Here is a 23961-nt window from a genome sequence, read left to right as displayed (position 1 = left end):
CAACCCTCACTCATACCAAACCAATCTAATCTGGCTTTCCAGCCAACTCAACTTGATAGAAATTCAATAAATTTCAAAAAACAACCCAACCGCTAAAACTGAAACTTTATATTACTTAAACCTCTCACTTACTTTTGCAAAAAAAACAAAACCAAACCCATCGCAATCGCCTATAACGTGGGGCATGTCCGGCGAACCCCCTATACGGAATACAACAATCTTATTAACCCACAAAGAAATACAGCTACATGCCGCGCTCTTAATTCTTTGCATGCGGCAACGCTATTCCTACAACGACTGTCGAAATCAATGACAAGGTCAAACGCCGAAACAATCCTCTAAGCCATCGCCAGAGCACACCGTTCAACGCACCGGGGCGCAGAGCGCGATTAGCCGCAGACTCGCCGTTAATGCATCGCCGCGCGAGGGCGTAATGACACCTCGTTCATCTGTTCAATGAGAAGACCCAGTTCAGGGCCACCTTGTTTATCAACCCGCATGGCTTGCACCAGGTCGTCGATGGAAACCGTCAGCCAATCCCCAAAGACCATCAGCGTCAGACTCATGGGGCTGCGGGCGATCAGCTCATCATGAGCATTACGAAAGATCAGGCTGTGCCCCGTATCGGGATCGCTTATCAGCAAATGCCCGTGCTGCAAGTCAACCCGCCACGTGTCCTGCACGCCCACTTGCACAACCAGCTCGCCAGGTGCTTCTGTCCCCAGCCGTTCGGTGCAACTGACCACAATGCTGTCGAACTTTGCCCACGCCAACGGCTTGATCCAGCAGCAGGCCGCTCCCGACAAGCCACCGAGCATCAATGTGGTGACCCCGTCAGGTATCAGCGGCAAGAGATCATCGATGACTTGCTTGGGCTTTAGCATCAACATCAGCACCGGTCCATCGCAAGCGAGGTAGTCGAACGGGCCAAAACGTTCGCGCTGCGGCGAAGAACACAGCACGTGACGGGTTAAATCCTGCACCAACGCATCGGTCTCGTTTCTGGCCCCCAGCACCGCAACCGGCTCGTTGAGTAGCGTCTTGTCCATGGCGATAAAGTGCTCCGTCTCGACGACATACCATTGGTGCCGCGCCCAACTGAACACCGCCACGTGCGCAGCGTGCGCATGCTGGCTGAGCAGGTCTCGCAAAGGCTTGCGCAAGGGTTCAAGGGTCGCTGACTGATGAGTCCTGGCCTGCACCCACTCAAGCGCCACGCCCACGATACGGGCGGGCTGAAGGTCCACAAGCTGAAGATGGACATGATCGACAGAACGGGCCTTGAGCCCGCCCGCCGACACACTGACTTCGCTAAACACCCAGTCGGCCCACTCACGGCGCACGGGCGCGAGGACATTAGCGCGCAACAACTGCCTGCTGTTGCCCAGCACCGCGCTCAACTGCTCGGTCGAGAGAAAGTCCTGACGATAGAGTTGACCGCGCGAAGGTTCGAACAGCCACGCCGACTGCTGATCAGGGGTCGGCCCGAGCAACCTGACGTCGCGCTTCGCGCCCAAATCCGCGATCAACAACCGGCCTCCTACCCACCAGGCGTGCAGACTGGAGGTGCCCTTGTCGTTCAACAAGCCCGAGACCGAAAACCGCGATCCCGCGTACTGATCACCCAGCGCAGCCAACGCCTGCGACCACTCGGTGTGGTTCTGTAGCCAACACGCATCGACACTGATGAGCTGAAAACTGCCGTCATCGCTCACCGCGAAGGTCAACCCCTCGGAAGTCGAGGCCAGGTACACATTCTGGTGTTTAACCACCGTCACCGGGCCAGGCAGCGCAAGCTTTTCGAGCAGGGCAGCCGGTCCAGGCGCGTTGGACCCGGCCGCCAGATTCACGGCCTGACGATGCAGATAGAGCGCCTTGTTTGTCGCGTCATAGAACACAAAACTGTTGCGCGAGTGCAATGCATCCGGCTCAAGGAGCACCAGTGCCCCGCGGTCAACGACATCGGTGAACGACCGCGAACCTGGCTGAATTAACAGTCCGTCGCCACTTCGCACCCACACGACAAACGCCGGAAACTGTCCGGGGCGGGTACGCACAGAAACGAAGGTCGCCGGCAACCAGCTTGAGACCCACTGCGAAACACCAGGCGTTTGGTCGTTGTACCGGGCCCGAGGTTCGAGGTGCTCGAAAATCGACGCCAACCCCTCGTGTACAAGGCGTTCAAAATAGCCCGAGGTAGCGCCTGACGCCGGCGCACCGGTTATCGCGCATAACGTCAGCCGATCAGCGCTGAGCCTATAGACCAAATGAAATGTGGGGACACCTTTGATCTTTAGTTTCTGCTCAATTTGCAGGATGCCGGCGCCCAAGTCCTCGCAGGTCAAGGTGGAGGTCGCGTTGGCCGGATTGGCCACGTGATAACGCCGAGTGACCAATCCATTGCGCACATCCACTCGCCAGATCGTTGCGTGCGAAGGGTCATAAAGAAACGCCTGCCCTGCGACAACCGCACCCAACTGGATCGACTTGGCCACGCTGCCGGGAAGATCCCGACCATAGATAAATCGCTCATGGGCACGGTCATACCAAGCGGTGGTATGCACCGGCTGATTGCCGTGGGTGTAGGGCAGCGGAAAATTCAACACCGCCGTATAGGGGCTGCTCAATTGATGTTGTCGCGCGAGCGTCTGCAGGTGGAGGCGCTTTTGTTCGAATTGCTGATCATCGATCACATCGAGTTGGGCAAGCAGCAACCGCCCGCTCGCCCACTCGACCGTATAGACCTGTTTGTCCTTGAGCTGGAGATACACCTCAGCCTTGTCAACGAACCGTATCGCGATCCCCGCGACCGTCAGCGTCTGCACCTCGACGCTGACCTCAGGCGGCGCGACCCAGTCGGCAATCAGAACCCAGCTTGATTTATCGACGAGTTCGCAGGTGCTCAACTCGATATCGACGACACCGGGGTTAAGCACCAGGGTGCAGCGCTCGCCGTGGGTTTCGATGCGATAGGAGATGTGCCCCTGCCACGCGTCAGGGATGTCCGGAACATGGAACAATCGGGTCCGTTCATCCGCCCTTACGGTCACGGTGGTTGCCACGTAAATCGGGTGGAGCTTGTAGACAATGTAGGGGAACGGGTTACTCGCCGTGAGGTAAAACTGTCGCTGCCCCTGAGCATCGAACTCCAGTTTTTTTAAGGTTTCGAACACCGGGTCTTTCCGCTCGGGAAGAAACAAACCCAAGGGGAGCAAACCACTTAACAGCATTTTCGGTGGGTCGTATGCAAGGGGTTGCGAGTCTGAGCCCAAGTGATACCCGTAACCGTAGTAGCACGTCGGCGTGCAGGGCAGCAGCAAACCGGGGGTAAACAACTCGCCACTTTCGCTATCACGCTGTGCAGCGAACGGCGGCAAATTGACCTGCCTGGGCAAGGCCAGGCTTTGACGAATATTGATGGCACGGGCCTTGTTTCCATCGGGTTCCGGCAGGTGAAAGTTGGGCCGGTGGCTGCGATACAACCACTGCGAACCAAACTCGATCCGGTCATTTTGCAGGTCCAGCGTTTCTACAACACTGAGCGGCAAGATCGACACAATCCCCTTCGTGCGCGTGTAGGCCTGAGAGCTGTAGGCGCCACTGAACTGATTGAACGTCTCGGCGATACCCTTGGCCTGATCCTTGATGCGGCCCAGGTTGCCGGCGATCGCCGAGACACCAAACCCTACCCCCAGCAGCGGTACGGCCAGCGCGGCAGCAAAGGCGCCCGCCGTGCCCCCGACCACTGCGCCAAACCCCTCTAGCGCCAAACCACCCAAGTCGAACGCCAACTGCGTTGCGGCGCGGGCACTCTGCTCCTCGTTTTCGGCGTTGGCCAACTCGTAAATATCGAAGCCGACGCCCACCGCAGAAAAGAATCGTCCGGCCCCTGTGGTCGCCGTGCGCTCCAGCAAATGACCGACCGACGCGGCAGCGACAATCGCCCGCTCGCTGGTCCGAACCTGACGCACCAGCCTGACTAACTGCACCGCATCGACGACGACACCGTGAACCAGTTGCGCATTGTTGACATAACCGCGCAGTCGAATCGCCACCGTCAGCGACGACTCTTGCTCGGACTGGCGGTTGTGATCCAGCTCTCGCAGATGACCTAACAGGGCCTGCATTGCGAAAGCTACGTTAAGCGTGTTCGCCCCCGGCTCATTGCTGTGCGGACGCAGCAAGGCCTCGAAGCGCTTGCTCAGAAAATCCCGGACCCGAATGATTCGCCAATCCTTGGTGTAGACCTTGATCTGCGTTTGCGGGTCGTCGAGGTTCACCAGTGACACCTCATAACGGCCATCGGCAAGGGGTTTGGCCGTGTCGAACAAGGGGGCGAAGTTCTTTCCCTCAGCCTGCGGGACTTTCAGCAATTCAGTGCCAATCCGATGAATCTGATTGGCCCAGTAGACGCCGTCCAACTGACTCGCACAGGCCCCCAGTCGCGCGTTTTCCGACAGGGCGCGGGTGCGCTGGGTAGCGTGATGCTTCCACGTATCGACCGGCAGGCCCTCCACAATCATCTGGTGGTGCAGCAATGACTGTACGGAAAGATGCGAGGGTAAAATCTTGCGCGCAATCTTGCTGCCATCCAGCTCAATCACGTTGAACACGGGATGCTCCGGATCCTTGATGGCATACAGCGGCGCCAGTTTGAACGTACTCAAAAAATCGAGCATTGCGCCCTGCATTTGCGGCAGTTGATCAAAGGCGTAGATCCCGAAGTTTGGGTCGTAAAAACGATAAGCATAACGGTCGTCTACCCACACCTTGGCCACCAGCAATGAGTGGTTCTCGGTGTTCAACATCAAGGTGCTGGTGGTGGTTTTTTCTTCCAGGATTTTCATGACCTCAATCAGGCCGGTTTCACCGCGCTTATCGCCGAACTCCGCCATGGGAATGCTGCGCAGCTCGTCAAGGGTCAGCAACAGCACCCCGGCATGCTGAGTTTCAGGGGCTCCGTTGGCGATGGCCATGTTGCCAATCAGTGCCCGCTCAGCCAGCGGCCCCTCGGTCACAGCAGCGGCCATGACCAGCACCAAGGGATAACAACGCCGGCCGGGTTCACCCTCACCGCTGACCAGCAACTGTTGCGGTAACTGGCGGGCGGAGCTGGCACCGGATTTGTGAAAAGACTGTCGGACCTCGCCGGCGGCGTAGAGGATCAGCGAGCGGAATTCGCGTAGGGATACTGCCCTGACCCGCTCGGCATAAGCCTGCCACTGACGCACACTCAAGGGCTCGACAAGCGCGCGGACCTTGAGCTCTGCGGAACCTGAAACACCGTCCTGATCGGGCAGCAATACACTGCCACCCCGGCTTTTCTGGAGGACACGTTCGCAGATGAACGCAAACCGCGCGACCATGCCTCGATCGGCGGTCGCTCGGGCCATCGTCAGAACCGATTCCCAGGCGGCGGCAAAACCCGTGTCATCCAGCGTCTGAGCCTCAAAAATCCCACCCAGCAACACTCGCTGCAAGGGACTCAACTGCTCCAACGGCAACGATCCATGGTCTATGCGGGTAAACACTTCGTTCAGGTAGCCAATCGGTTGTGCGCCCACCGAGGCAGGCAACTCAGTGGCCGCTTGCGCAATGATCAGTGCGCGCTCAGCCGGACCGATGGGCAACGGTCGGTCGAACATCACGTCACCGTTCAACTTATCGTTCATAGCGCGGATAAACGGCTCCCCCAAGGCGTCGAGCAAGGATTGCAACACTCCCGTCAGCAGGACGGGCCGCCCCTCGATCACCGGCCAACCCTGCTTGAACGTCAGGACGTTGCCTTTCAATAGCTCCGGAAGACTGTGGGCATAGCGCGCCGTGTATTTGCCCGCGGCCCAGTTGCTCTGTTCCTTCATGAGCCAGGCGTTAGGGTCGTCAACGTTCTCCGTCCAACTGTGGATCAACTCTTCTTCGGTGGACGCGTTATACCCGGCCTTGAGTTTGAGTGTGTCGCGCACAGACTGAGCACTGACGCCCACCAAGTGTCGCTCAACATATTCGGCAATACCGCTGACCGCCGCCCCGGGACCGGTCAAATCGATGGTGGCCCTTGCCCCGTAACGAAGACCGTCGCTGTGATAACTGACAATGGCGCCAATCACTTTTGCTCGGTATTGCTGTTGTCGAAATGTTGACGTAAAGGGTAATTCAGCGAAGCGCAGATCAAAAACAACCGTCGCCACATCCACCATCTTATTGATATCACTCCAAGCGACACCCGACGTCGTCACTCGTCGCTCAACTTCAATTAAACAATCATAGTAAAACCTCACCGCCTCCATCACGGAGAGTGTCATGCCCGCTTGAGGGTGCGCGATCATATGCGCGTTCATATCATTGGATGTCAAACGCAGTCCGTCGATGGGCGAACGCCGGTCGGCGGGCGCAGTGAATATGTCCAGCACACCGGGAGAGGCCTGTGCAAACTTGAGCAACGCGTCTCTATGTTCAGCGGGAATACTAGAGCGTGAGTCGCCATAACGCGCCTCATTGCGACCGGGCATCAAGTGCTTGTTGTGATCCAACAACAGTTGCAATACGCCTAATTGGGCATAAGTGTCGAATGCGACGACATCAACGCCACCCAGTCTCTGTGCCAGTGGCGGCAAGTAATCCACGTCGCTGTAAGTTCCGCCTTCCAGTGCCAACGCCTGCAAGCGAACCACATCACTGGCCGCCGCGAAGTTGCCCCGGAAACTGATTTCGCGCTCATACACATCCCACAGAAAATGCGCGTTGAATGTGTCGCGAACATCGCGCAAGCGCAGTGCCGGACCGACCATGGCCAAATGACTGTTCACGCAGTTTTGCCTGAACGTCGTGAGGGTTACCTGGTCTTTGCCATAGGCACGCACCATGAGGTCAATGCGTGCATCATCCGCCCTGCCGACCCACTGCGGCTGTTGCAGGTAGGCAAACATCTGTTGCTTGAGCACCAGCGCCCGGTCCTCAATCATCAGGGCCAATTGCTGGGGTGAGGTCGCCTCGGCGCCGCCAGAAGCCATCGCGTGCGCCTTCGCACTCTCGATGATGACTCTGTTCATCTCAAACGCCAGCAACGCATCGCTGTCATACCACAGGTTAAACGCATGACCTTGCTCAGCCATGACCTGCTGCCAGAGGTGGATGTAATCGCGCTGAATGGCCCCCACTTCACTACCGCCAACCCAGACGAAGTGCATGACCCTGGGAACTTCCGAGGCGTTACCGGAGAATATTTCTGCGGTTTTTTCAACGTTGGCCAAATACGCGATCACGTTGCCGTAACTGCGTGTCACGGCAGTGGGCACGGGCTTATTTTTCTTCGAGAGCAATGAATTAAAACGCTCTTTGAACAGACTGACTGGCGCCACCTGCTCCGCACTCAACGCCGTCGCACTGGCGGCGTGATAAGCACGCTCAAGTTCCATAAACTCAAGAGTTTCACGATAATCATGGAAAAAATTAATTATTTCAGGAAAGTCCACAACACTGACGAAACGTTGTCCCTCCGACGTAGAAAAACTCATAGATATATACATCCATTCATATAAGAACACAGACAGGTATCGGCCGTGGAGCGAAGCTCCACTGAACGCCATAGGGGTTTAAATAGCGAAGCGAAAGAGGTAAAAAAACAGCACTACTTAAATAAAAGTCTTTCGCCGCACAAACACACTAGCCGCTAGAAACCTGCCGATTCAACCACAAAGAAATTCAATTAATTTCAAGCGGAAGTTCTTTCATAAAAAATGAAACTTAATGAAACCGAAGCGCTACAACTTTCTGTCGAGCATTGACGGATTGGAAAAACGATAAACAGCAGATGGCGTACCGTCTTGACGCCAAGTAGGCTTCCACCGTGCGGGGTAATGGCTCCCGAGTCCTGGCAGTAGACGACAGGTCACGGGCATAAATCGCTCTAAACGAAAGAAGAAAACTGACAACAGCTGTCGACGTCAGAAACAGATTCAAACGCCGAAACAATCCATGCGAAACGCCGCAGAACAGGTGAGTGAAAAACCCGGCGGCGTTCAATCACGGCGACCCGAACGAGCCGCCGTGAATCGGCTTCAGGCGCCGGGCTTCACGCCATACCAGCGCGGCGTATAGACCCAGTCACCGCCCTCAGCGCGAGGGAAGGTGCAGGTCGTGGAAGAGCCGATCAGCACCATGGTCCGCATGTCCACCTGATCGGGAGTCAACTGACCCAGCGTGGTCACGCGCAAGGTTTGGCCGGGGCGGCCAATATCACGTCCCAACACCACCGGCGTGGCCGGCGTGCGGTGCTGCCCGACAATCTCCAATGCACGCCCCAATTGCCAGGGCCGTGAGCGTGAAATCGGGTTGTAGAAGGCCAGTGCCAAATCGGCCTGGGCCGCGAGGTCCAAGCGCGTTTCGATGATGGACCAGGGCTTGAGGTTGTCCGACAGCGACATCACGCAAAAATCATGGCCCAACGGAGCGCCAGCTTGTGCGGCAGTCGCCAGGGACGCGGACACGCCGGGGAGCATTTGCAGATCAACGGTATGCCAGTCCTGATCGCTGGACTCGTGCAGCGCTTCCAGCACAGCGGCGGCCATGGCGAACACGCCAGGGTCACCGGAAGACACCACCACCACCGACCGCCCCTGAGCCGCCAACTCGAACGCATGCCGGGCACGCTGCATTTCTTCCCGATTGTCGGTGCAATGCAAGACTTGATCGGGACGAAACGGGCCGGCCATGCGCACATAGGTTTCGTAGCCAAGCACGTCGGTGGCCCGCGCCAATTCGGCTTTCACCGCCGGCACCATCAGGTCAGCGGCCCCAGGGCCAAGACCGATCACTGCCAGACGTCCACGAGCGCGACCGATCCGTGCGACCTCCAACGGCGCAGCGGCCAGCGCAATGACCATGCCCTCCTGGCCAGTGATAAGTACCGCGTCAGGCAGCGCATCACGGACCATATCAGTCAGCGTGTCGGCTGGCCTGGCAAAACGCAGCGGCACGCCAAGCGCTAACGCCGCGTCGTGCAACAGCGCATTGGCCATGTACAGGTCGCTGGCCAACAGGCACGCGACAGATTGCACGGCGACCTTGGCGTGATGCAGCACCGCGCGAACAGCGCCTGGCAGATCCGCCGGCTCACCGTTCACCGCCACCACTACGCTGCGCGAATAAATCATCAGTTCATCGGCCGCTGGCGCGCGCTCAGCCGTGCCGATATGGATCGACAACGAGGCCTGAGGATCTTCCGGCAACTGAGCGTGCGCCAGCCAGGGTGCGGCGCCTTCAATGCGCACGCGTTGCCCGGCCAGCAAGTCCGCAACGAAACGCTTGCCCAACGCCAGGTCACCCAGCGTGTAACCATTGGGCGGGTTGAGCAGACAAGTGCCAAAACGCAGTTCGCCACTGGTGGTGATCGCCGCCGCGACGTCGAGCGCTGCGGCGATCTCACGGGCCAGCACGTTCACCCCGCCGAGGCCGCCGAGCAGCGGCACCACGGCGCTGCCGTCTTCGGCCACCGCCAGCACCGGCGGCTCGGCGCCCTTTTCCAGCAACAACGGCGCGAGCGTGCGGATAACAATGCCCGCCGCACACAAGGCGATGATCGGCGTGTTCTGTTGATACAGTTCGCGCAAGGCTGCGCCGAACTCGTGATACGTGCGGTCAGCGCCTTGCACCCGATCGGCAAGACCGTGGATCAGCGCGCCCGGATAACGCTGCTGAATCCTGCGCGCGGTGGCGAGGCTGCCGTTGCCCAGAATGACAATGGCCGGTGCGGCACGGGCGATCAACCCTGCCACCGTTCGCCGGGCACAATGATCAGCGAGAAATACGGCGAAGACATCGGCTCGACCTCATCCATCGGGACGATTTTCTGGTTGGACATGGTTGCCCGTTCGACGTACAGCGCGCGGTCGGCCAAGCCAAGCTCTTGCAGCACCTGCCTGACTTTGAGGAAGTTACGCCCCAGCTTCATGATGACCGCCGCATCCGCATCCGCCAGTCGACGCTTCAGTTCTTCAGCGGGCAGCACACCGGACAACACCGACAGGCTCTGATTGCGATACACCAGCGGAGCACCGAGCACTGACGCGCCGCCGAGCATCGAGCAAACACCCGGCACGACCTCAGCTTCGTAGCGGTCCGCCAGACGATCGTGCAGGTACATATAGGAACCGTAGAAGAACGGGTCGCCCTCGCAGATCACCGCCACATCGCGGCCGGCATCCAGGTGCGCGGCTAGTTGCTCACTCGCGGTATCGTAGAAATCGCTGATCACTTGTTCATAGGACAACGGCGCCGCCAAGGCTTCGGTGGTCACCGGGTACACCAGCGGCAACAGGTGTTGCGCGTCTTGTAGATGCGCTTCGATGATGCCGAACGCATTGCCCTTCTTGCCCTTGGCCACGAAGTACGCCACCACAGGCGACTCGCGCAGCAGGCGCAGGGCTTTGACGGTAATCAATTCGGGATCCCCGGGACCGACACCAAGACCAATCAGACGTCCAGGTGTTTGCATCATTCGATCTCCGTGGCCAGGGCGTTGACGGCGGCCGCGGCCATGGCGCTACCGCCCAGCCGGCCTTGCATGATGACAAACGGCACGCCGCGACTGTTAGCCGCGAGCATCGCCTTGGATTCAGCGGCGCCGACAAAGCCCACCGGAAAACCAAGAATCAACGCTGGTTTCGGCGCACCGGCATCGAGCATTTCCAGCAGATAGAACAGCGCGGTCGGTGCGTTGCCGATCACCACCACACTGCCTGCCAGGTGCGGGCGCCACAGTTCGAGCGCGGCGGCGGAGCGGGTATTGCCCAACTCGCGAGCCAGGTCCGGGACGCTTTCATCACGCAGGGTGCAGATCACTTGATTGTTGGCCGGCAGGCGCGTGCGGGTCACGCCCTCGCTGACCATCCGCGCGTCACACAGGATGGGCGCCCCGGCGGCCAGCGCCTCGCGCCCGGCCTTGCCTGCACCCTCGGAAAATTGCAGACCGTCAATGGCCTCGACCATGCCGCAGGCGTGGATCACCCGTACCGCGAGTTTTTCCAGGTCGGCCGGAATACGTTCCAGGTTAGCCTCGGCACGAATGATCGCGAAGGAATTGCGATAGATCTCCTGACCGTCGCGGATGTAATCAAGCATCAAAAGGGGCTCCGTGAGCGGGCGTCGAGCAAGGCTGCGACCGCTTCAATAGTAAGGTTGCGTGCGTGCAGCGCGCCGAAACCCGGCAGCGCTGCATCGCGAAAATAGAGGTCGTAGTGACCGGATGAAACCGCCAACAAGGTCACTGGCGAGGTGTGCGCGGCCGCGCAGGAACGTGGGCAGCCGGACAGATGTACGTTCAAGACGTGGCCGTAACGGTGCAACAACGTCGCCAGTTGCAACGCATCACCCTTGGTGTCGGCCAGGCCTTTGCCGCAACCGACCGAACCGGTGCAGGCGATCAGGTGCGCCAGGGGATCGTCCGCCCAACAGCGCAGGCCCAAATTTTCCAGGTTGTGAATAACTTCAGCGGCATCGTCTTCGTGGATACTCGGCAGCAGCAGGCTTTGCCACGGCGTGAAACGCAGGCTTGCATCGCCATGCTCACGAGACAGTTGTGCCGCGCCCCGCAGCATGACGGGATTGAGCCGACCCAAGGGCGGGACCGCGCCGACATAGACGCGTGCGGTTTCACGCTGTGGATGCGCGCCGATGTGCAAATCCTGCGCAGAGGTGCAACGCTGCCAATACGCGAGGGACACAAGCGGCACACGCTCAGCCAGTTGAGAGATGAAACCGCCCAACGCCTGTTCGGCTAACAGATGGCGCATGCGCGTCTGCTCCGGCCGCGCCAGGTCGAGGAACAACTCCAACACCGCCACCACCAACGCGTGGCCATCCTCCAGCCTCACCGCACTGACCGGCGTATCTGTAGGGCAACCGGCCAGACCGAAGGCCAACAGGGGCTCGCCGTCCTGTTCACCCGCGCTCAACCACAGGTCATGGTGATGCTCAAGCATCGCCAACCCTTCGCCGCCATCGAGCTGCACGGCGAATTTTGCGCTGAGTTGGTGAAAACGCTCATGGCTTTGCAGGGTCGCCAGAATGTGCTCGGCCAAGGGACGCGTATCGAACGCGCTCTTCGGGTCAATTCCCGCGCTTGGGCTGAGCATCAGGTTACGTACATCGTCACCCGCGGCGGTGCGTGGCCCCAAACCGGCGACCAGCAGGCTATCGATCAGGGCGCTGTGGTCGCCGCCAATGCCGCGAATTTGCAGGTTGGCGCGGTTTGTCGCCTCGATCACGCCGCCCGCAAAGCGTTCAGCCGCGTCGGCGACGGCGATCGCCTGCTCGGCGCTGATTGAGCCGCCAGTCAACTTGATCCGGCAGATACCGCCGTCCAGCGCTTGGACGATACGCAGCAACCCCGGGCAGGCCGAGGGGCGTAAGGCGATGGACATCGGGCGTTCGTTCAAGGAGGCGACCAGCAATGTGGGAAAAGCGCTTCGCGGGCGAAGGCGCGGTATTATGCCTGCTTTGTCGGGCGGCATGAAAAGCCTGCCCGTCGGAACAGTCCGTTTGAGGACTATTTTTAAGGAATATAGATGTCGCCCTGGCTGACAGTAGTGGGAATCGGTGAAGACGGCTTCAAGGGCCTGGGCAAGAACGCCCGTCGGGCTCTGCTGGACGCTTCTCGGATCATTGGCGGTCAGCGACAACTGGATTTGCTGCCCGCTTGCATTCGTGGCGAGCGGCAGTTGTGGCCTAGCCCTTTTACCCTGGCCCTGGTGCTCGAACGGCAAGGCGAGTCGGTTTGCGTGTTGGCCAGCGGCGATCCGATGTTCTTTGGTGTCGGTGCCAGCCTCGCCCGACACGTGCCCGCCGAGCAGATGCGGGTCCTCCCGGCGCCCTCTTCTTGCGCCCTCGCGGCCGCCCGCATGGGTTGGCCACTGCAAGAGGTGGTGACGCTGTCGGTGGTTGCGCGCCCCGTCGCCGCGCTTAACGCGCAGGTGTTCAGCGGCGTGCGGTTGCTGGTCCTGAGCAACGACGGACTGAGCCCCGGCGCCATCGCCGCGCTGCTGCGCGAGCGAGGATTCGGCCCCAGCAGGATGACTGTATTCGAACACCTGGGCGGCCAGGCTGAACGGCGTATTGACGGCCGCGCCAGCGACTGGACCGACCCGGCCATCGCCGACCTGAACCTGGTGGCCATCGACTGCCTCGCCGAACCGGGCACATTGGGCCTTTCGCGCCTGGCCGGGTTGCCAGACACCGCCTTCCGGCATGATGGCCAACTGACCAAGCGCGACATACGCGCCATGACCCTGGCGCGCCTGGCGCCGACACCCGGTGAACTGCTGTGGGACGTCGGCGCCGGCTGCGGCTCAATCGGCATCGAGTGGATGCGCGCGCACCCCAGTTGCCGGGCGCTGGCCATCGAGGCTGATCACGGCCGGCAATTATTGATCGAACACAACCGCGATGCCCTTGGCGTTCCGGGCCTGCAATTGATTCGCGGCAGCGCACCACAAGCGTTGGCCGGGCTCGAACGCCCGGACGCGATCTTCATCGGCGGCGGCGTGACCCGCGAAGGTGTGCTCGATACGTGCTGGGCTCAGCTCAAACCTGGTGGCCGCTTGGTCGCTAACGCCGTGACCCTGCAAAGCGAAATGACCTTGATGGCCTGGCGCGAACAGCACGGCGGCGAACTGACCCGCCTGCATGTTGCACAGGCACAGCCGTTGGGCGAGTTCGACACCTGGCGTCAGGCATTGCCCATTACCGTGCTCGATGTGAAGAAGCTGTTCGATGCGTGACGAAACCGCTGAACAACCGGCGCCGTTGCGCAGCGGCTTGACCACGGGCAGTTGCGCCACCGCCACCAGCCTCGCCGCCGCGCGTTTATTACTGGGCGGTGTGGCAGCGGACGCGGTGCAGATCGTTCTGCCCAAGGGCAAACAGGTGCAAATGCGTCTGGAGTTCTGTCGGCTGATCGTTGACGGCGCCGAAGCCGGAACGATCAAGGACGCTGGCGACGACCCCGACGTGACCCACGGCGCCCTGCTCTACTCCCAGGTTCGCCTGACACCGGAACCGGGCATCCGTTTCAGCGCCGGGCATGGCGTCGGCACCGTTACTCGGCCAGGGCTGGTGCTGGATGTCGGAGAGCCCGCGATCAACCCGGTGCCGCGCAAGATGATCAGCGCGCACCTGACACAGCTGGCGGATGAGCGGGGTTACAGCGGTGGTTTCGAGGTCACGGTCAACGTCGAGGGTGGCGAGGCCCTTGCTTTGAAGACCATGAATCCGCGCCTGGGGATTCTCGGCGGGCTGTCGATCCTGGGCACCAGCGGCATCGTCCGGCCTTTTTCCTGCGCGGCGTACATCGCCTCGATCCACCAGGGTATTGATGTGGCGAAAACCAACGGCTACCTGCACATCGCTGCCTGCACCGGTAACGCCAGCGAAGATACCATGCGCCGGGTCTACGACCTGCCGGAGATCGCCCTGATCGAGATGGGTGACTTCGTCGGCGCGGTGCTCAAGCACCTGCGCAAAGTGCCTGTGGATAAACTCAGCCTGTGCGGCGGCTTCGGCAAAATCAGCAAACTGGCGGCCGGGCACATGGACTTGCACAGTCGGCATTCAAGCATCGACCTGCCGCAACTGGCGGAATGGGCGGCGGCAATTGGCGCGGATGCCTCTTTGCAGCAATCGATTCGCGAGGCAAATACCAGCCAACAGGCCTTGGCCATGGCCAGCGCTGTCGGCATCGCGCTTGGGGATGAAGTATGTCGCCATGCGTTGGCGTTCGCCCGCAGCGTGGTGCCGGCGCAGGTGCTGGTCGAGGTGTTTGCAATAGATCGCCAAGGCGGGATTGTGGGCCATGCAGGCGCTTTTCAATGAAGCGCGTGGTGTTGCTCGGCGGCGTCACCGAAGCCTTGGCCATCGCCAGGACTCTCGGGCCGGAACATATTTACAGCCTGGCAGGGGTCGGCCGGGTGCCGACAGATCTGATCTGTCAGGTGCGTGTAGGCGGGTATGGCGGGGCTGAAGGACTGGCGCAGTTCATACGCAACGAAGGCATTGAACTGCTGCTCGACGCCACTCATCCCTACGCCGCGCAAATCAGTCAAAACGCCGCGACCGCCGCGCAGTTGGCCGGCATCCCGTGCTGGGCGTTGAGACGTCCGGCGTGGCAACCACAGGCGGGGGACGACTGGCGCGAAGTCAGTGACTGGGCGCAATTGATCGAAGCGCTCAAACCCTTCCGTCGACCGCTATTCACCCTTGGCCGCGAACCCTTGCAGCACCTGAACGAAATCCCCCCAGAACAATTCTGGACCTTGCGCGCCCTGGACGTTTATCCCGGCAACGAACGCTGCGAAGTCATCGGCGCCCGTGGGCCGTTTGTGATCGAGGATGAACGTGAACTGTTCGAACGCCGACAGATCGACGTGCTGATCAGCAAAAACAGCGGCAGCACCGCCACCGAACCGAAACTGCAAGTGGCACGGGAGCGTGGACTGCCGGTGTTGGTATTGAAGCGGCCGGTGCTGGCGAAGGTTGAACGAGAGTTTGGATCGGTCGAGCACCTACTGAAAGCCTTGTCAGACCATTCCTGAGATATGCAGAAACATGCGAATTTGCCGGCAATTTTAAGGAAGGAGCCGGCTGTTCCTCTCAATAGCTTCAACCCTCATGAAAGTTATAAAAGCCTTGGGGCTGCGTCTGCATGCCGTTGCTTTCTGAGTTCGCTGCGACACCACACCGCACGCTGTGTTTGTACTTCTCGGTCCTGATCAGGCTAAATAGCCCCGTCTGATCGCCCACTCAACCGGATGACCCCATGTCCCGACAACGGCTCGCATTTGCCTGGATCGCCTGCTTCGCAGTGCTGTTCAACATGCTCGCCATGCCGATGACGGGGGCGATGGCGCAGGCCGCGCAATCGCCCGCCGAACAATTTTTGTGGAGCAATTTCTGTACGTCCAGCGGCACCAAAATGGTCGCGGTTTCCCTGGGCACGTTTGAACAGAAAGCCCCGCAGAACGACGATCACTCCAACATGCAGCATTGCTGGTGCTGCTCAGGCTCTGCGCCGTTAGTAGCGTTGCCGGGGCATGTCCCGCAGCTGTATGTCGTGCGTCTGGAGCCTGATCGAGGCCTGCCGCGCGCCGCCCTCAATGCCCCCACACCGCGCCAGCAATGGCCAAGCCTTAACCCTCGCGCATCCCCTCTGGTGTGATTCCTTCTCGCAATTGACCTGCGTTTTGAATCGTTCTGGAGAACTGCCATGTTAAAAAAAATCGTCGTGCTGGCTGCGCTGATGCTGCCTGCCTGTTTTGCCAATGCCCATGAATACAAGGCCGGGGCACTTGAAATCGCTCATCCGTGGTCGCAAGAGTTGCCAACCAACGCGCCGACCGTTGCCGCTTACTTCGTGCTTCACAACACAGGCAACACCGCCGACCGTTTGCTTAGCGTCGACTCACCGATTGCCGGCCTTGCACAGTTGCACGAGCACGTGATGCAAGGCGACCTGATGAAAATGCAGCAGGTACAGAGCGTCGATGTTCCCGCCGGAGGCACCGTCACCTTCGCGCCGATGGCCTATCACGTCATGCTGTTGGAACTCAAAGACCGCGGCCTGCTGAGCGACGGTAAACGCTTCCCGCTGACGCTGCACTTTGAAAAGTCGGGTGACGTGACGGTTGACGTCGCCGTGCAGAAGAAAGCGCCCGACGGCCTGCAAGAGCATATGCACGCCCAGTAAGCGCTTTCGCTGAAGTGCCCATGGGCGCCTTTTGCGCCAGGCCAGCCGTGCGCCGCCGTCAGCCACTGAGCCTGACTCGCGGTAGCTGGATCAGCCTGTTCGCCATGCTGATGATCTTTATCGGACCGCTGATTTCTCAGTCGATGCCGATGGATCAACACGCCTCGATGTCCATGAACATGCCCATGAGCATGTCGATGGACATGAGCATCGACGCGCAAGGTGAGCCTGCTGAAAAACCGGCTGCGGAGCATTGTCCACCGGACGCCGGACACCACGCACTGTGGGAAAAGTGCGGCTATTGCAGCTTGTTGTTTAATTGCCCGGCGCTCACCGGCAGCCTGTTTTTCGTAACGTTCAACACATTCCACGCCAAAACCTTCACCACACCCGCCACCCGACTGGGCCACGCCCGATCAACCGTCTTCCCCGGCGCACGCAGCCGCGCTCCGCCCATCGTCGCGTAAACCCCAACGTTGATCTCACACGGTTTAGAAGACAGCTACAGCAACCTGTGGCAGCGCGCCTGCTCGCGCCCGCAGGATTGCCTCGGTTGCCGCCCGTGCCGTTTACGTCTGTTCGATGGAAATTGTCATGTCCCGTTTTTCTGCTGACACACACTTGGGCACTGCCCAAGCTTCTTTTGCCCTGAACGAAACCCATCTTCGTTTCAGGCACGCCATCGCCGTTATTTGCGGCGTCCTGCTGACACCCGCAGTACTGGCCGATGAACACGCCGGGCACAGTGAAGCGCTGAGCCCAACAGTGATTACAGCGATCGCGCCCAGTTCACCGCTGACCATCGTCACCGACCCCAAGGACCCGCGCCAACCCGTGCCGGCCAGCGATGGTGGGGATTATCTGAAAACCATTCCTGGCTTTGCCCTGGTGCGCAATGGCGGCACCAATGGCGACCCGGTACTGCGCGGTATGTTCGGCTCGCGGCTGAACATCCTCACCAATGGCGGCATGATGCTCGGCGCCTGCCCTGGCCGAATGGACGCGCCCACCTCCTACATCTCACCCGAAACCTACGACAAACTGACCGTCATTAAAGGCCCGCAAACCGTGCTCTGGGGACCGGGCGCCTCGGCCGGCACCGTGCTGTTCGAGCGCGAGCCGGAGCATTTTGGCGAACTCGGCACCCGGGTGAACGCTAGCGTACTGGCCGGTTCCAACGGCCGTTTCGACAAAGTAGTGGACGCCGCCGCGGGCGGGCCTTTGGGGTACGTGCGGGTGATCGGCAACACCGCGCATTCGAATGATTACAAAGACGGTAACAACGACACCGTGCCATCGCGTTATGACAAGTGGAACGGTGATGTGGCGCTGGGTTGGACGCCGGACGCCGACACGTTGCTGGAACTGACCGCTGGCAAGGGCGACGGTGAGGCGCGTTCCGCCGGAAGAGGCATGGACGGTTCGCAATTCAAGCGCGAAAGCCTGGGGCTGCGCTTCGAGAAATCCAACATCGGCGAGGTGCTGGATAAGGTCGAGGCGCAGGTCTACTACAACTATGCCGACCACGTGATGGACAACTACACCCTGCGCACGCCGTCCGGCACCGCAATGATGTCGGGGCCAATGGCCTCAAACGTCGACCGTCGGACCCTCGGCGCGCGGGTCAAGGCCACGTGGCGCTGGGCCGACGTGCAACTGATCAGCGGCCTCGATGCGCAGACCAACGAACACCGCCAGCGCGGCAGCATGGGCATCGACACCTACAAAGACCTGCCGTACACCAAGGACGCCGAACTCAATAACTACGGTGTGTTCAGCGAACTGACCTGGTACGCCGCCGACCGCGATCGATTGATTAGCGGTGCGCGTCTCGATCGAGCGTCAGCCAAGGATTATCGGCAGAGCACCGGCTCGGGCACAACGACCCGTCCCAACCCGACTGCTGGCGATACTCGCGCCGACACCCTACCCAGCGGCTTCATGCGCTACGAACATGACTTAGCGGACAGCCCGACCACGCTGTATGCCGGTCTCGGCCACGTCGAACGTTTTGCAGATTACTGGGAGCTGTTTTCAGCGAAGTCCGGCCCAACCGGTTCGGTGAATGCCTTCGACTCAATCAAACCGGAGAAGACCACTCAGCTCGACGTCGGTCTGCAATACAAGACCGATGACCTCCAAGCCTGGGCGTCGGGTTACGTCGGCCAGGTGCGTGACTACATCCTGTTCAACTACACCCCGACAATGATGGGCACCCACTCTCAGGCCGAGAACATCAACGCTCGGATCATGGGCGGTGAGGTCGGTGCGGCCTACAAGCTGACGTCCAACTGGAAAGCCGACGCCACGCTGGCCTACGCCTGGGGCAAGAACAGCAGCGACGGCAAGGCACTGCCGCAAATGCCGCCGCTTGATGCACGTTTCGGCCTGACCTACAGCGAAGACAACTGGAGCGCCGGGGCCTTGTGGCGAGTGGTGGCTGCGCAAAACCGCATTGATCAGAACAAGGGCAACGTTGTCGGCAAGGACTTCGACAAAAGCTCGGGTTTCGGCGTGTTCTCGCTCAACGGCGCCTACCGCCTCAATAAAAACTGGAAGGTCAGCACCGGGGTCGACAACCTCTTTGGCAACGCCTACGCGGAGCACCTGAACCTGGCCGGCAACGCCGGCTTCGGTTACCCGGCCAATAACCCACAAGCGATCAACGAGCCGGGGCGCACGCTCTGGACCAAGGTCGATATGAGTTTCTAAAAGTATCGCGGGCGAGCCCGCTCCAGCACACACAGGGCGATACCTGTGGGAGCGAGCCTGCTCGCGAAGGACTGCGCAGCAGTCAACGAACAACATAAGACCCAAGCCAAGCGGAGCACCCTTGATGCAACAACCCAAACCGAATTTCTATAACCTGGCCTGGCGCTGGCATTTTTATGCCGGATTATTCGTCGCGCCGTTCATGGTGATGCTGGCGCTGACCGGTCTCATTTACCTGTTCAAACCGCAACTCGATCCGTTGATGTACGGCAGCCTGATGCACGTCCCGACGGGGCACCACGCCGTCTCCGCCGACCAGTTGCTCAAGCGGGTAAAAGACGCGTACCCACAAGGTCGGATCAAGCAGTACCTGCCGCCGGTCAACGCCGAACGCAGCGCGCAATTTGTCGTTATCAACGCAGGACAAGAGCTGAACGTTTTTATCGATCCGTACCACGGCGATATCCTCGGCGAGCAAGACGCCAAGAACAATCTGCAAGCCATCGCCCGCGCGATTCACGGCGAGCTGATGATCGGCACCGTCGGTGATCGGCTGGTCGAACTGGCCGCTGGCTGGGGCGTGGTGCTGGTCGTGACCGGCGTATTCCTGTGGTGGCCGCGCGGTCAATACGCGGGCATTGTGTGGCCGCGTTTCAGCCGGCGCGGTCGCGTGCTGTGGCGTGACCTGCACGCGGTAACCGGGTTTTGGGGCGCTGCATTTTTGCTGGTGATGCTGCTCAGCGGCATGACCTGGACCGGCTTCTGGGGCAAGCAATATGCCGAAGTCTGGAACCGCTTCCCGGCAGCTATGTGGAACGACATGCCGAAATCCGACGTCGAGGCCCGCAGCCTCAACAGCGCCACACGCCAGACTGTCCCCTGGGCCATGGAAAACACGCCAATGCCGATGTCCGGCGACCATGCCGAACACAGTACCAACGACAGCGCACATGCCCGTCCTGCTGCTCCGACCATCAGCTTGCAAGACGTGCAGAACGTCGCTGCGCAGCGCCATGTCGAGCCGGGCTACAGCATCACCTTCCCGGCCACTGCGACAGGCGTGTTTACCATTGCCGTGTTCGCCGATGACCCGCGCAACGACGCCACCCTGCATGTCGATCAGTACACCGGCAAGGTCCTCGCCGACGTGCGCTGGGAGCAATACGGCAAGGTCGCCCGCGCTACCGAAGTCGGCGTGATGCTGCATGAAGGCAAGATGTTCGGTGCATTCAATCAGCTCGTGGTGTTGTTGATCTGCCTGATGATTGTGCTCAGTGCGGTCAGCGGCGTGGTGATCTGGTGGAAGCGTCGGCCGGATGGCAAACTCGGCGTCCCTGCGCTGCGCCACAACCTGCCGAAATGGAAAACCGGTGTGGTGATCATGCTAGCGCTCGCGGTGATTTTTCCGTTGGTGGGGGCATCGCTGATCGTCGTCTGGCTGTTGGATCGACTACTGCTGTCGCGAATCAATAGGCAAACTGAATCTGCTTCACCTTCCTCATGAAGCAGGCGAGATGCTTAATTTAGAACGATCTGTAGACTTCGCGCGCTGACCGCTTGACCGCCACAAACGTTACTGTATAACACAGAAAACGCCTCTTCGCGGGCAAGCCTCGCTCCTGCAAGGTTATGTCGAACACACATTGGGTGATCGGCCTAAGACCATAGGAGTGGAGCTTACCCGCGAAGGCGTCATCAGCAACAGCCAACATCCAGAGCCAACGCATGACCTCGCTGAACCTCACTCGCCTCACCTGGACTCCCCAGAGCCACGGCCACTGTCATCACCAGTTCCAACTGCGTGACGCCTCGTTGCAGGTGGCCGCCGGTGAGTTTGTCGGGTTAATTGGCCCCAACGGCAGCGGCAAAACCAGCCTGCTGCGTTGCGCCTATCGCTTCAGCAAACCCGACAGTGGCGATGTCCAACTCGATCATCACCACGTCTGGAAGCAATCCTCACGCTGGTGCGCACAACGCATTGCCGTGGTCCTGCAAGAATTCCCCGATGCCTTTGGCCTGACCGTTGCAGAAGTGGTCGCCATGGGCCGCACGCCGCACAAAGGCCTGTTTGACAACGACACACTCGAAGACCGTAACCTCGCCACCCAGGCACTGGAATCGGTCGGTCTCGAAGGCTTCGATGACCACGCTTTCGCGACCCTGTCCGGCGGTGAAAAGCAACGCGTGATCCTCGCCCGCGCCTTGGCCCAGCAACCGCAATTGCTGCTCCTCGACGAGCCGACCAACCACCTCGACCCGCGCTATCAGCTCGAACTGCTGCAATTGGTCAAACGCCTGAAGATCGGCACCCTGGCGAGTATCCACGACCTCAATCTGGCGGCCGCTTTTTGTGATCGGTTATACGTGATCAATCACGGTCAAATCGTCGCCAGCGGCACGCCGACCGAAGTCCTGACCGCCGCGCTGCTGCGCGAAGTCTTCGGCGTCGAAGCGCTGATCGATCAACACCCCCTCCACGGCTACCCCCGAATCACTTGGATAACCCAACCATGACTGTGCGTTTCCTGCTATGCATCGCCCTATTGCTGGGCGCTGCTCAAGCTCGCGCCGAGGCGACGAAATACCCGCTGACCGTCCAGAGCTGCAATCGTGAGGTGACGTTCAAGCAGTCGCCAAAACACGCAGTCAGCCATGACATCAACATGACCCAGATGATGCTCGCCCTCGGCCTGAAATCGCGGATGGCCGGCTACAGCGGCGTGACTGGCTGGAAGTCAGTCACGCCGCAGATGCAGGCTATCCTCGACGGTCTGCCGGAGCTGGCGGCGAAGTACCCCTCGGTGGAAACCCTGCTCAACGCCAACGTCGATTTCTTCTTTGCCGGCTGGGACTACGGCATGCGCGTAGGCGGTGATCTGACACCGCAGACGCTGCAACCGCTGGGCATCAATGTTTACGAACTGACCGAGTCCTGCGCGTTCGTCATGCAACGCCCGGCCGCCACGCTGGACGACACCTACAACGACCTACGTAACCTCGGCAAAATCTTTGATGTGCAAGACCGCGCCACTGCCCTGATCGCCCGGATGCAGGCGCAAGTCGCCGAGGTGCGCAAGGATCTGCCCGTGGACAAACCGAGGGTGTTCCTCTACGACAGCGGCGAGGACCGAGCCATGACGTCTGGCCGCCTCGGCATGCCACAAGCACTGATCGACGCCGCCGGCGGACGCAACATTCTCGACGACGTCGAGGCCAGTTGGACCCGGGTCAACTGGGAGAACGTGGTCGAGCGCAATCCACAGGTGATCGTGATCGTCGATTATGGCGAAGTCACTGCCGAGCAAAAGGAGCAGTTCTTGCTGAAGAACCCAGCCCTGCAAGCAGTGGACGCGATCAAGAACCAGCGTTTCATTGTCATCCCTTATGTCCAGGCCACGCCGGGGATCGATAACGTGTTGGCGGTTGAAACCCTGGCCAAGGGTTTCCACGGCGAATGATCAATCGTCGCTATGCCTTGCTGCTGATTGCCCTCGGTGCGCTGTTGCTGGTGTCGTGTGTGGTGTCTCTGGGTTTTGGACCGGCGCGGGTTCCGGTGGACGTGGTCTGGCGAATTCTGCTGCACAAGGCATTCGGCCTCGGTGAGCAAAGCTGGAGCGCCGGGCAAGAGCACATCGTCTGGCTGATCCGCGTACCTCGCATGTTGCTCGGCGCCTTGGTCGGTGCCGGGCTAGCGCTGATCGGTGCGGTGCTGCAAGCGGTGACGCGCAACCCGTTGGCCGACCCACACCTGCTGGGTGTGACCTCTGGCGCCACGTTGGGGGCGGTGATTGTGGTGCTGCACGTCGGGGAAGTCGTCGGTTTGCTGACGCTGCCCATTGCCGCGTTTATTGGCGCATCAGTGAGCATGCTTATCGTCTTGATGATCGCCAACCGCAATGGCCGGCTGGACAGTGACCGGTTGCTGCTGTGTGGCGTCGCGGTGTCCTTTGTGATGATGGCGATTGCCAATCTGCTGCTGTTTCTCGGTGATCACCGGGCCAGCTCTGCGGTGATGTTCTGGATGCTCGGCGGGCTCGGTCTGGCGCGCTGGGAGTTGCTCGCAGTGCCCGCCGCCAGCGTCCTGCTGGGGCTGGTGCTGCTACTGGGCATGGCCCGGCCATTGAACGCGCTGATGGCCGGTGAGCAAACCGCCGTGACCCTTGGTTTGAATGCCCGTAACGTGCGTTTAAGGGTGTTTTTGATCGCGTCGTTGATGACCGGGGTGCTGGTGTCGATCAGTGGCTCAATCGGGTTTGTCGGACTGATGGTGCCGCACATTGCGCGGCGCTTGGTAGGCGCCGAGCACCGACGATTGCTACCGGCATGTGTGTTGCTGGGAAGCGTTTTCCTGGTGTGGGTTGATGTTGCGGCCCGTACCCTGATCGCCCCGGAAGACCTACCGATTGGTGTCGCTACCGCGGCTATCGGCGGCCTTTTTTTCATCGCGCTGATGCGCCGTCGCTGAGCCGAGGGTGATGAAGCCCCTCGGCACAGTGGCATTTGTTGCAGCGTCG

The 23961-nt window shown here is 60.3% G+C and carries 16 protein-coding genes; 11 read left to right on the top strand and 5 right to left on the bottom strand.

Going from position 1 to position 23961, the window contains the following annotated elements; genetic code table 11:
* Positions 1–407 precede the first annotated feature (407 nt).
* From RHM68_RS02615 to cobG, 5 genes are all read right to left on the bottom strand, one after another.
* On the bottom strand, positions 408–7514 hold the full coding sequence (locus RHM68_RS02615; RefSeq protein ID WP_322220399.1) for a TcdA/TcdB pore-forming domain-containing protein: 7107 nt from the start codon (positions 7512–7514) through the stop codon (positions 408–410).
* A 543-nt stretch (positions 7515–8057) separates the two neighbouring features.
* Positions 8058–9761, bottom strand: coding sequence for a precorrin-3B C(17)-methyltransferase (gene cobJ / locus RHM68_RS02610; RefSeq protein WP_322223660.1), 1704 nt, complete (start codon positions 9759–9761; stop codon positions 8058–8060).
* Entirely contained in the window at positions 9761–10495 is a 735-nt protein-coding gene (locus RHM68_RS02605; RefSeq protein ID WP_322220398.1) for a precorrin-2 C(20)-methyltransferase, read from the bottom strand. Before RHM68_RS02605 ends, cobJ begins: the two co-directional genes overlap by 1 nt.
* Positions 10492–11118, bottom strand: coding sequence for a precorrin-8X methylmutase (locus RHM68_RS02600; RefSeq protein ID WP_322220397.1), 627 nt, complete (start codon positions 11116–11118; stop codon positions 10492–10494). Before RHM68_RS02600 ends, RHM68_RS02605 begins: the two co-directional genes overlap by 4 nt.
* Positions 11118–12419 (bottom strand): precorrin-3B synthase, encoded by a 1302-nt coding sequence (cobG, locus tag RHM68_RS02595; protein ID WP_322220396.1) that lies wholly within the window; start codon positions 12417–12419, stop codon positions 11118–11120. Before cobG ends, RHM68_RS02600 begins: the two co-directional genes overlap by 1 nt.
* Before the next feature lie 144 nt (positions 12420–12563).
* Between cobG and cbiE the strand changes: the two genes are divergently transcribed.
* From cbiE to RHM68_RS02540, 11 genes are all read left to right on the top strand, one after another.
* Positions 12564–13775: a precorrin-6y C5,15-methyltransferase (decarboxylating) subunit CbiE gene (gene cbiE, locus RHM68_RS02590; RefSeq protein ID WP_322220395.1), complete on the top strand. Its 1212-nt coding sequence runs from the start codon at positions 12564–12566 to the stop codon at positions 13773–13775.
* Positions 13768–14865: a cobalt-precorrin-5B (C(1))-methyltransferase gene (locus tag RHM68_RS02585; RefSeq protein WP_322220394.1), complete on the top strand. Its 1098-nt coding sequence runs from the start codon at positions 13768–13770 to the stop codon at positions 14863–14865. The genes cbiE and RHM68_RS02585 overlap by 8 nt, the downstream gene beginning before the upstream one ends.
* Positions 14862–15584 carry a cobalt-precorrin-6A reductase gene (locus tag RHM68_RS02580; RefSeq protein ID WP_322220393.1) on the top strand — a complete coding sequence of 241 codons (723 nt, stop codon included), beginning with the start codon at positions 14862–14864 and terminating at the stop codon, positions 15582–15584. Before RHM68_RS02585 ends, RHM68_RS02580 begins: the two co-directional genes overlap by 4 nt.
* A 224-nt stretch (positions 15585–15808) precedes the next feature.
* On the top strand, positions 15809–16207 hold the full coding sequence (locus tag RHM68_RS02575; protein ID WP_322220392.1) for a DUF2946 domain-containing protein: 399 nt from the start codon (positions 15809–15811) through the stop codon (positions 16205–16207).
* Positions 16208–16255: 48 nt separating this feature from the next.
* Positions 16256–16735, top strand: a complete 480-nt coding sequence (locus tag RHM68_RS02570; protein ID WP_322220391.1) for a copper chaperone PCu(A)C — start codon at positions 16256–16258, stop codon at positions 16733–16735.
* A 20-nt stretch (positions 16736–16755) separates the two neighbouring features.
* Positions 16756–17202 (top strand): DUF2946 domain-containing protein, encoded by a 447-nt coding sequence (locus RHM68_RS02565; protein ID WP_322220390.1) that lies wholly within the window; start codon positions 16756–16758, stop codon positions 17200–17202.
* A 127-nt stretch (positions 17203–17329) separates the two neighbouring features.
* Positions 17330–19447, top strand: a complete 2118-nt coding sequence (locus RHM68_RS02560; protein ID WP_322220389.1) for a TonB-dependent copper receptor — start codon at positions 17330–17332, stop codon at positions 19445–19447.
* A 124-nt stretch (positions 19448–19571) separates the two neighbouring features.
* Entirely contained in the window at positions 19572–20951 is a 1380-nt protein-coding gene (locus RHM68_RS02555; RefSeq protein WP_322220388.1) for a PepSY domain-containing protein, read from the top strand.
* Positions 20952–21172: 221 nt separating this feature from the next.
* Complete coding sequence (locus RHM68_RS02550; protein WP_322220387.1) at positions 21173–21961, top strand: ABC transporter ATP-binding protein; 789 nt, start codon at positions 21173–21175, stop codon at positions 21959–21961.
* Positions 21958–22905 carry an ABC transporter substrate-binding protein gene (locus RHM68_RS02545; RefSeq protein WP_322220386.1) on the top strand — a complete coding sequence of 316 codons (948 nt, stop codon included), beginning with the start codon at positions 21958–21960 and terminating at the stop codon, positions 22903–22905. The genes RHM68_RS02550 and RHM68_RS02545 overlap by 4 nt, the downstream gene beginning before the upstream one ends.
* Positions 22902–23912: an iron ABC transporter permease gene (locus RHM68_RS02540; protein ID WP_322220385.1), complete on the top strand. Its 1011-nt coding sequence runs from the start codon at positions 22902–22904 to the stop codon at positions 23910–23912. The genes RHM68_RS02545 and RHM68_RS02540 overlap by 4 nt, the downstream gene beginning before the upstream one ends.
* Positions 23913–23961 lie beyond the last annotated feature (49 nt).

Origin of the sequence: Pseudomonas sp. DC1.2 (genome assembly GCF_034351645.1) — a bacterium.
Lineage (GTDB): Bacteria > Pseudomonadota > Gammaproteobacteria > Pseudomonadales > Pseudomonadaceae > Aquipseudomonas.
This window is presented reverse-complemented; position numbering and strand designations above follow the sequence as displayed.

What these genes read in the sequence shown, in the direction of transcription:
- RHM68_RS02615 (WP_322220399.1), bottom strand. Translation starts at nt 7,514, where the DNA reads ATGAGTTTTTCTACGTCGGAGGGACAACGTTTCGTCAGTGTTGTGGAC.
- RHM68_RS02605 (WP_322220398.1), bottom strand. Translation starts at nt 10,495, where the DNA reads ATGATGCAAACACCTGGACGTCTGATTGGTCTTGGTGTCGGTCCCGGG.
- RHM68_RS02600 (WP_322220397.1), bottom strand. Translation starts at nt 11,118, where the DNA reads ATGCTTGATTACATCCGCGACGGTCAGGAGATCTATCGCAATTCCTTC.
- cobG (WP_322220396.1), bottom strand. Translation starts at nt 12,419, where the DNA reads ATGTCCATCGCCTTACGCCCCTCGGCCTGCCCGGGGTTGCTGCGTATC.
- cbiE (WP_322220395.1), top strand. Translation starts at nt 12,564, where the DNA reads ATGTCGCCCTGGCTGACAGTAGTGGGAATCGGTGAAGACGGCTTCAAG.
- RHM68_RS02585 (WP_322220394.1), top strand. Translation starts at nt 13,768, where the DNA reads ATGCGTGACGAAACCGCTGAACAACCGGCGCCGTTGCGCAGCGGCTTG.
- RHM68_RS02580 (WP_322220393.1), top strand. Translation starts at nt 14,862, where the DNA reads ATGAAGCGCGTGGTGTTGCTCGGCGGCGTCACCGAAGCCTTGGCCATC.
- RHM68_RS02575 (WP_322220392.1), top strand. Translation starts at nt 15,809, where the DNA reads ATGTCCCGACAACGGCTCGCATTTGCCTGGATCGCCTGCTTCGCAGTG.
- RHM68_RS02570 (WP_322220391.1), top strand. Translation starts at nt 16,256, where the DNA reads ATGTTAAAAAAAATCGTCGTGCTGGCTGCGCTGATGCTGCCTGCCTGT.
- RHM68_RS02565 (WP_322220390.1), top strand. Translation starts at nt 16,756, where the DNA reads ATGGGCGCCTTTTGCGCCAGGCCAGCCGTGCGCCGCCGTCAGCCACTG.
- RHM68_RS02560 (WP_322220389.1), top strand. Translation starts at nt 17,330, where the DNA reads ATGTCCCGTTTTTCTGCTGACACACACTTGGGCACTGCCCAAGCTTCT.
- RHM68_RS02555 (WP_322220388.1), top strand. Translation starts at nt 19,572, where the DNA reads ATGCAACAACCCAAACCGAATTTCTATAACCTGGCCTGGCGCTGGCAT.
- RHM68_RS02550 (WP_322220387.1), top strand. Translation starts at nt 21,173, where the DNA reads ATGACCTCGCTGAACCTCACTCGCCTCACCTGGACTCCCCAGAGCCAC.
- RHM68_RS02545 (WP_322220386.1), top strand. Translation starts at nt 21,958, where the DNA reads ATGACTGTGCGTTTCCTGCTATGCATCGCCCTATTGCTGGGCGCTGCT.
- RHM68_RS02540 (WP_322220385.1), top strand. Translation starts at nt 22,902, where the DNA reads ATGATCAATCGTCGCTATGCCTTGCTGCTGATTGCCCTCGGTGCGCTG.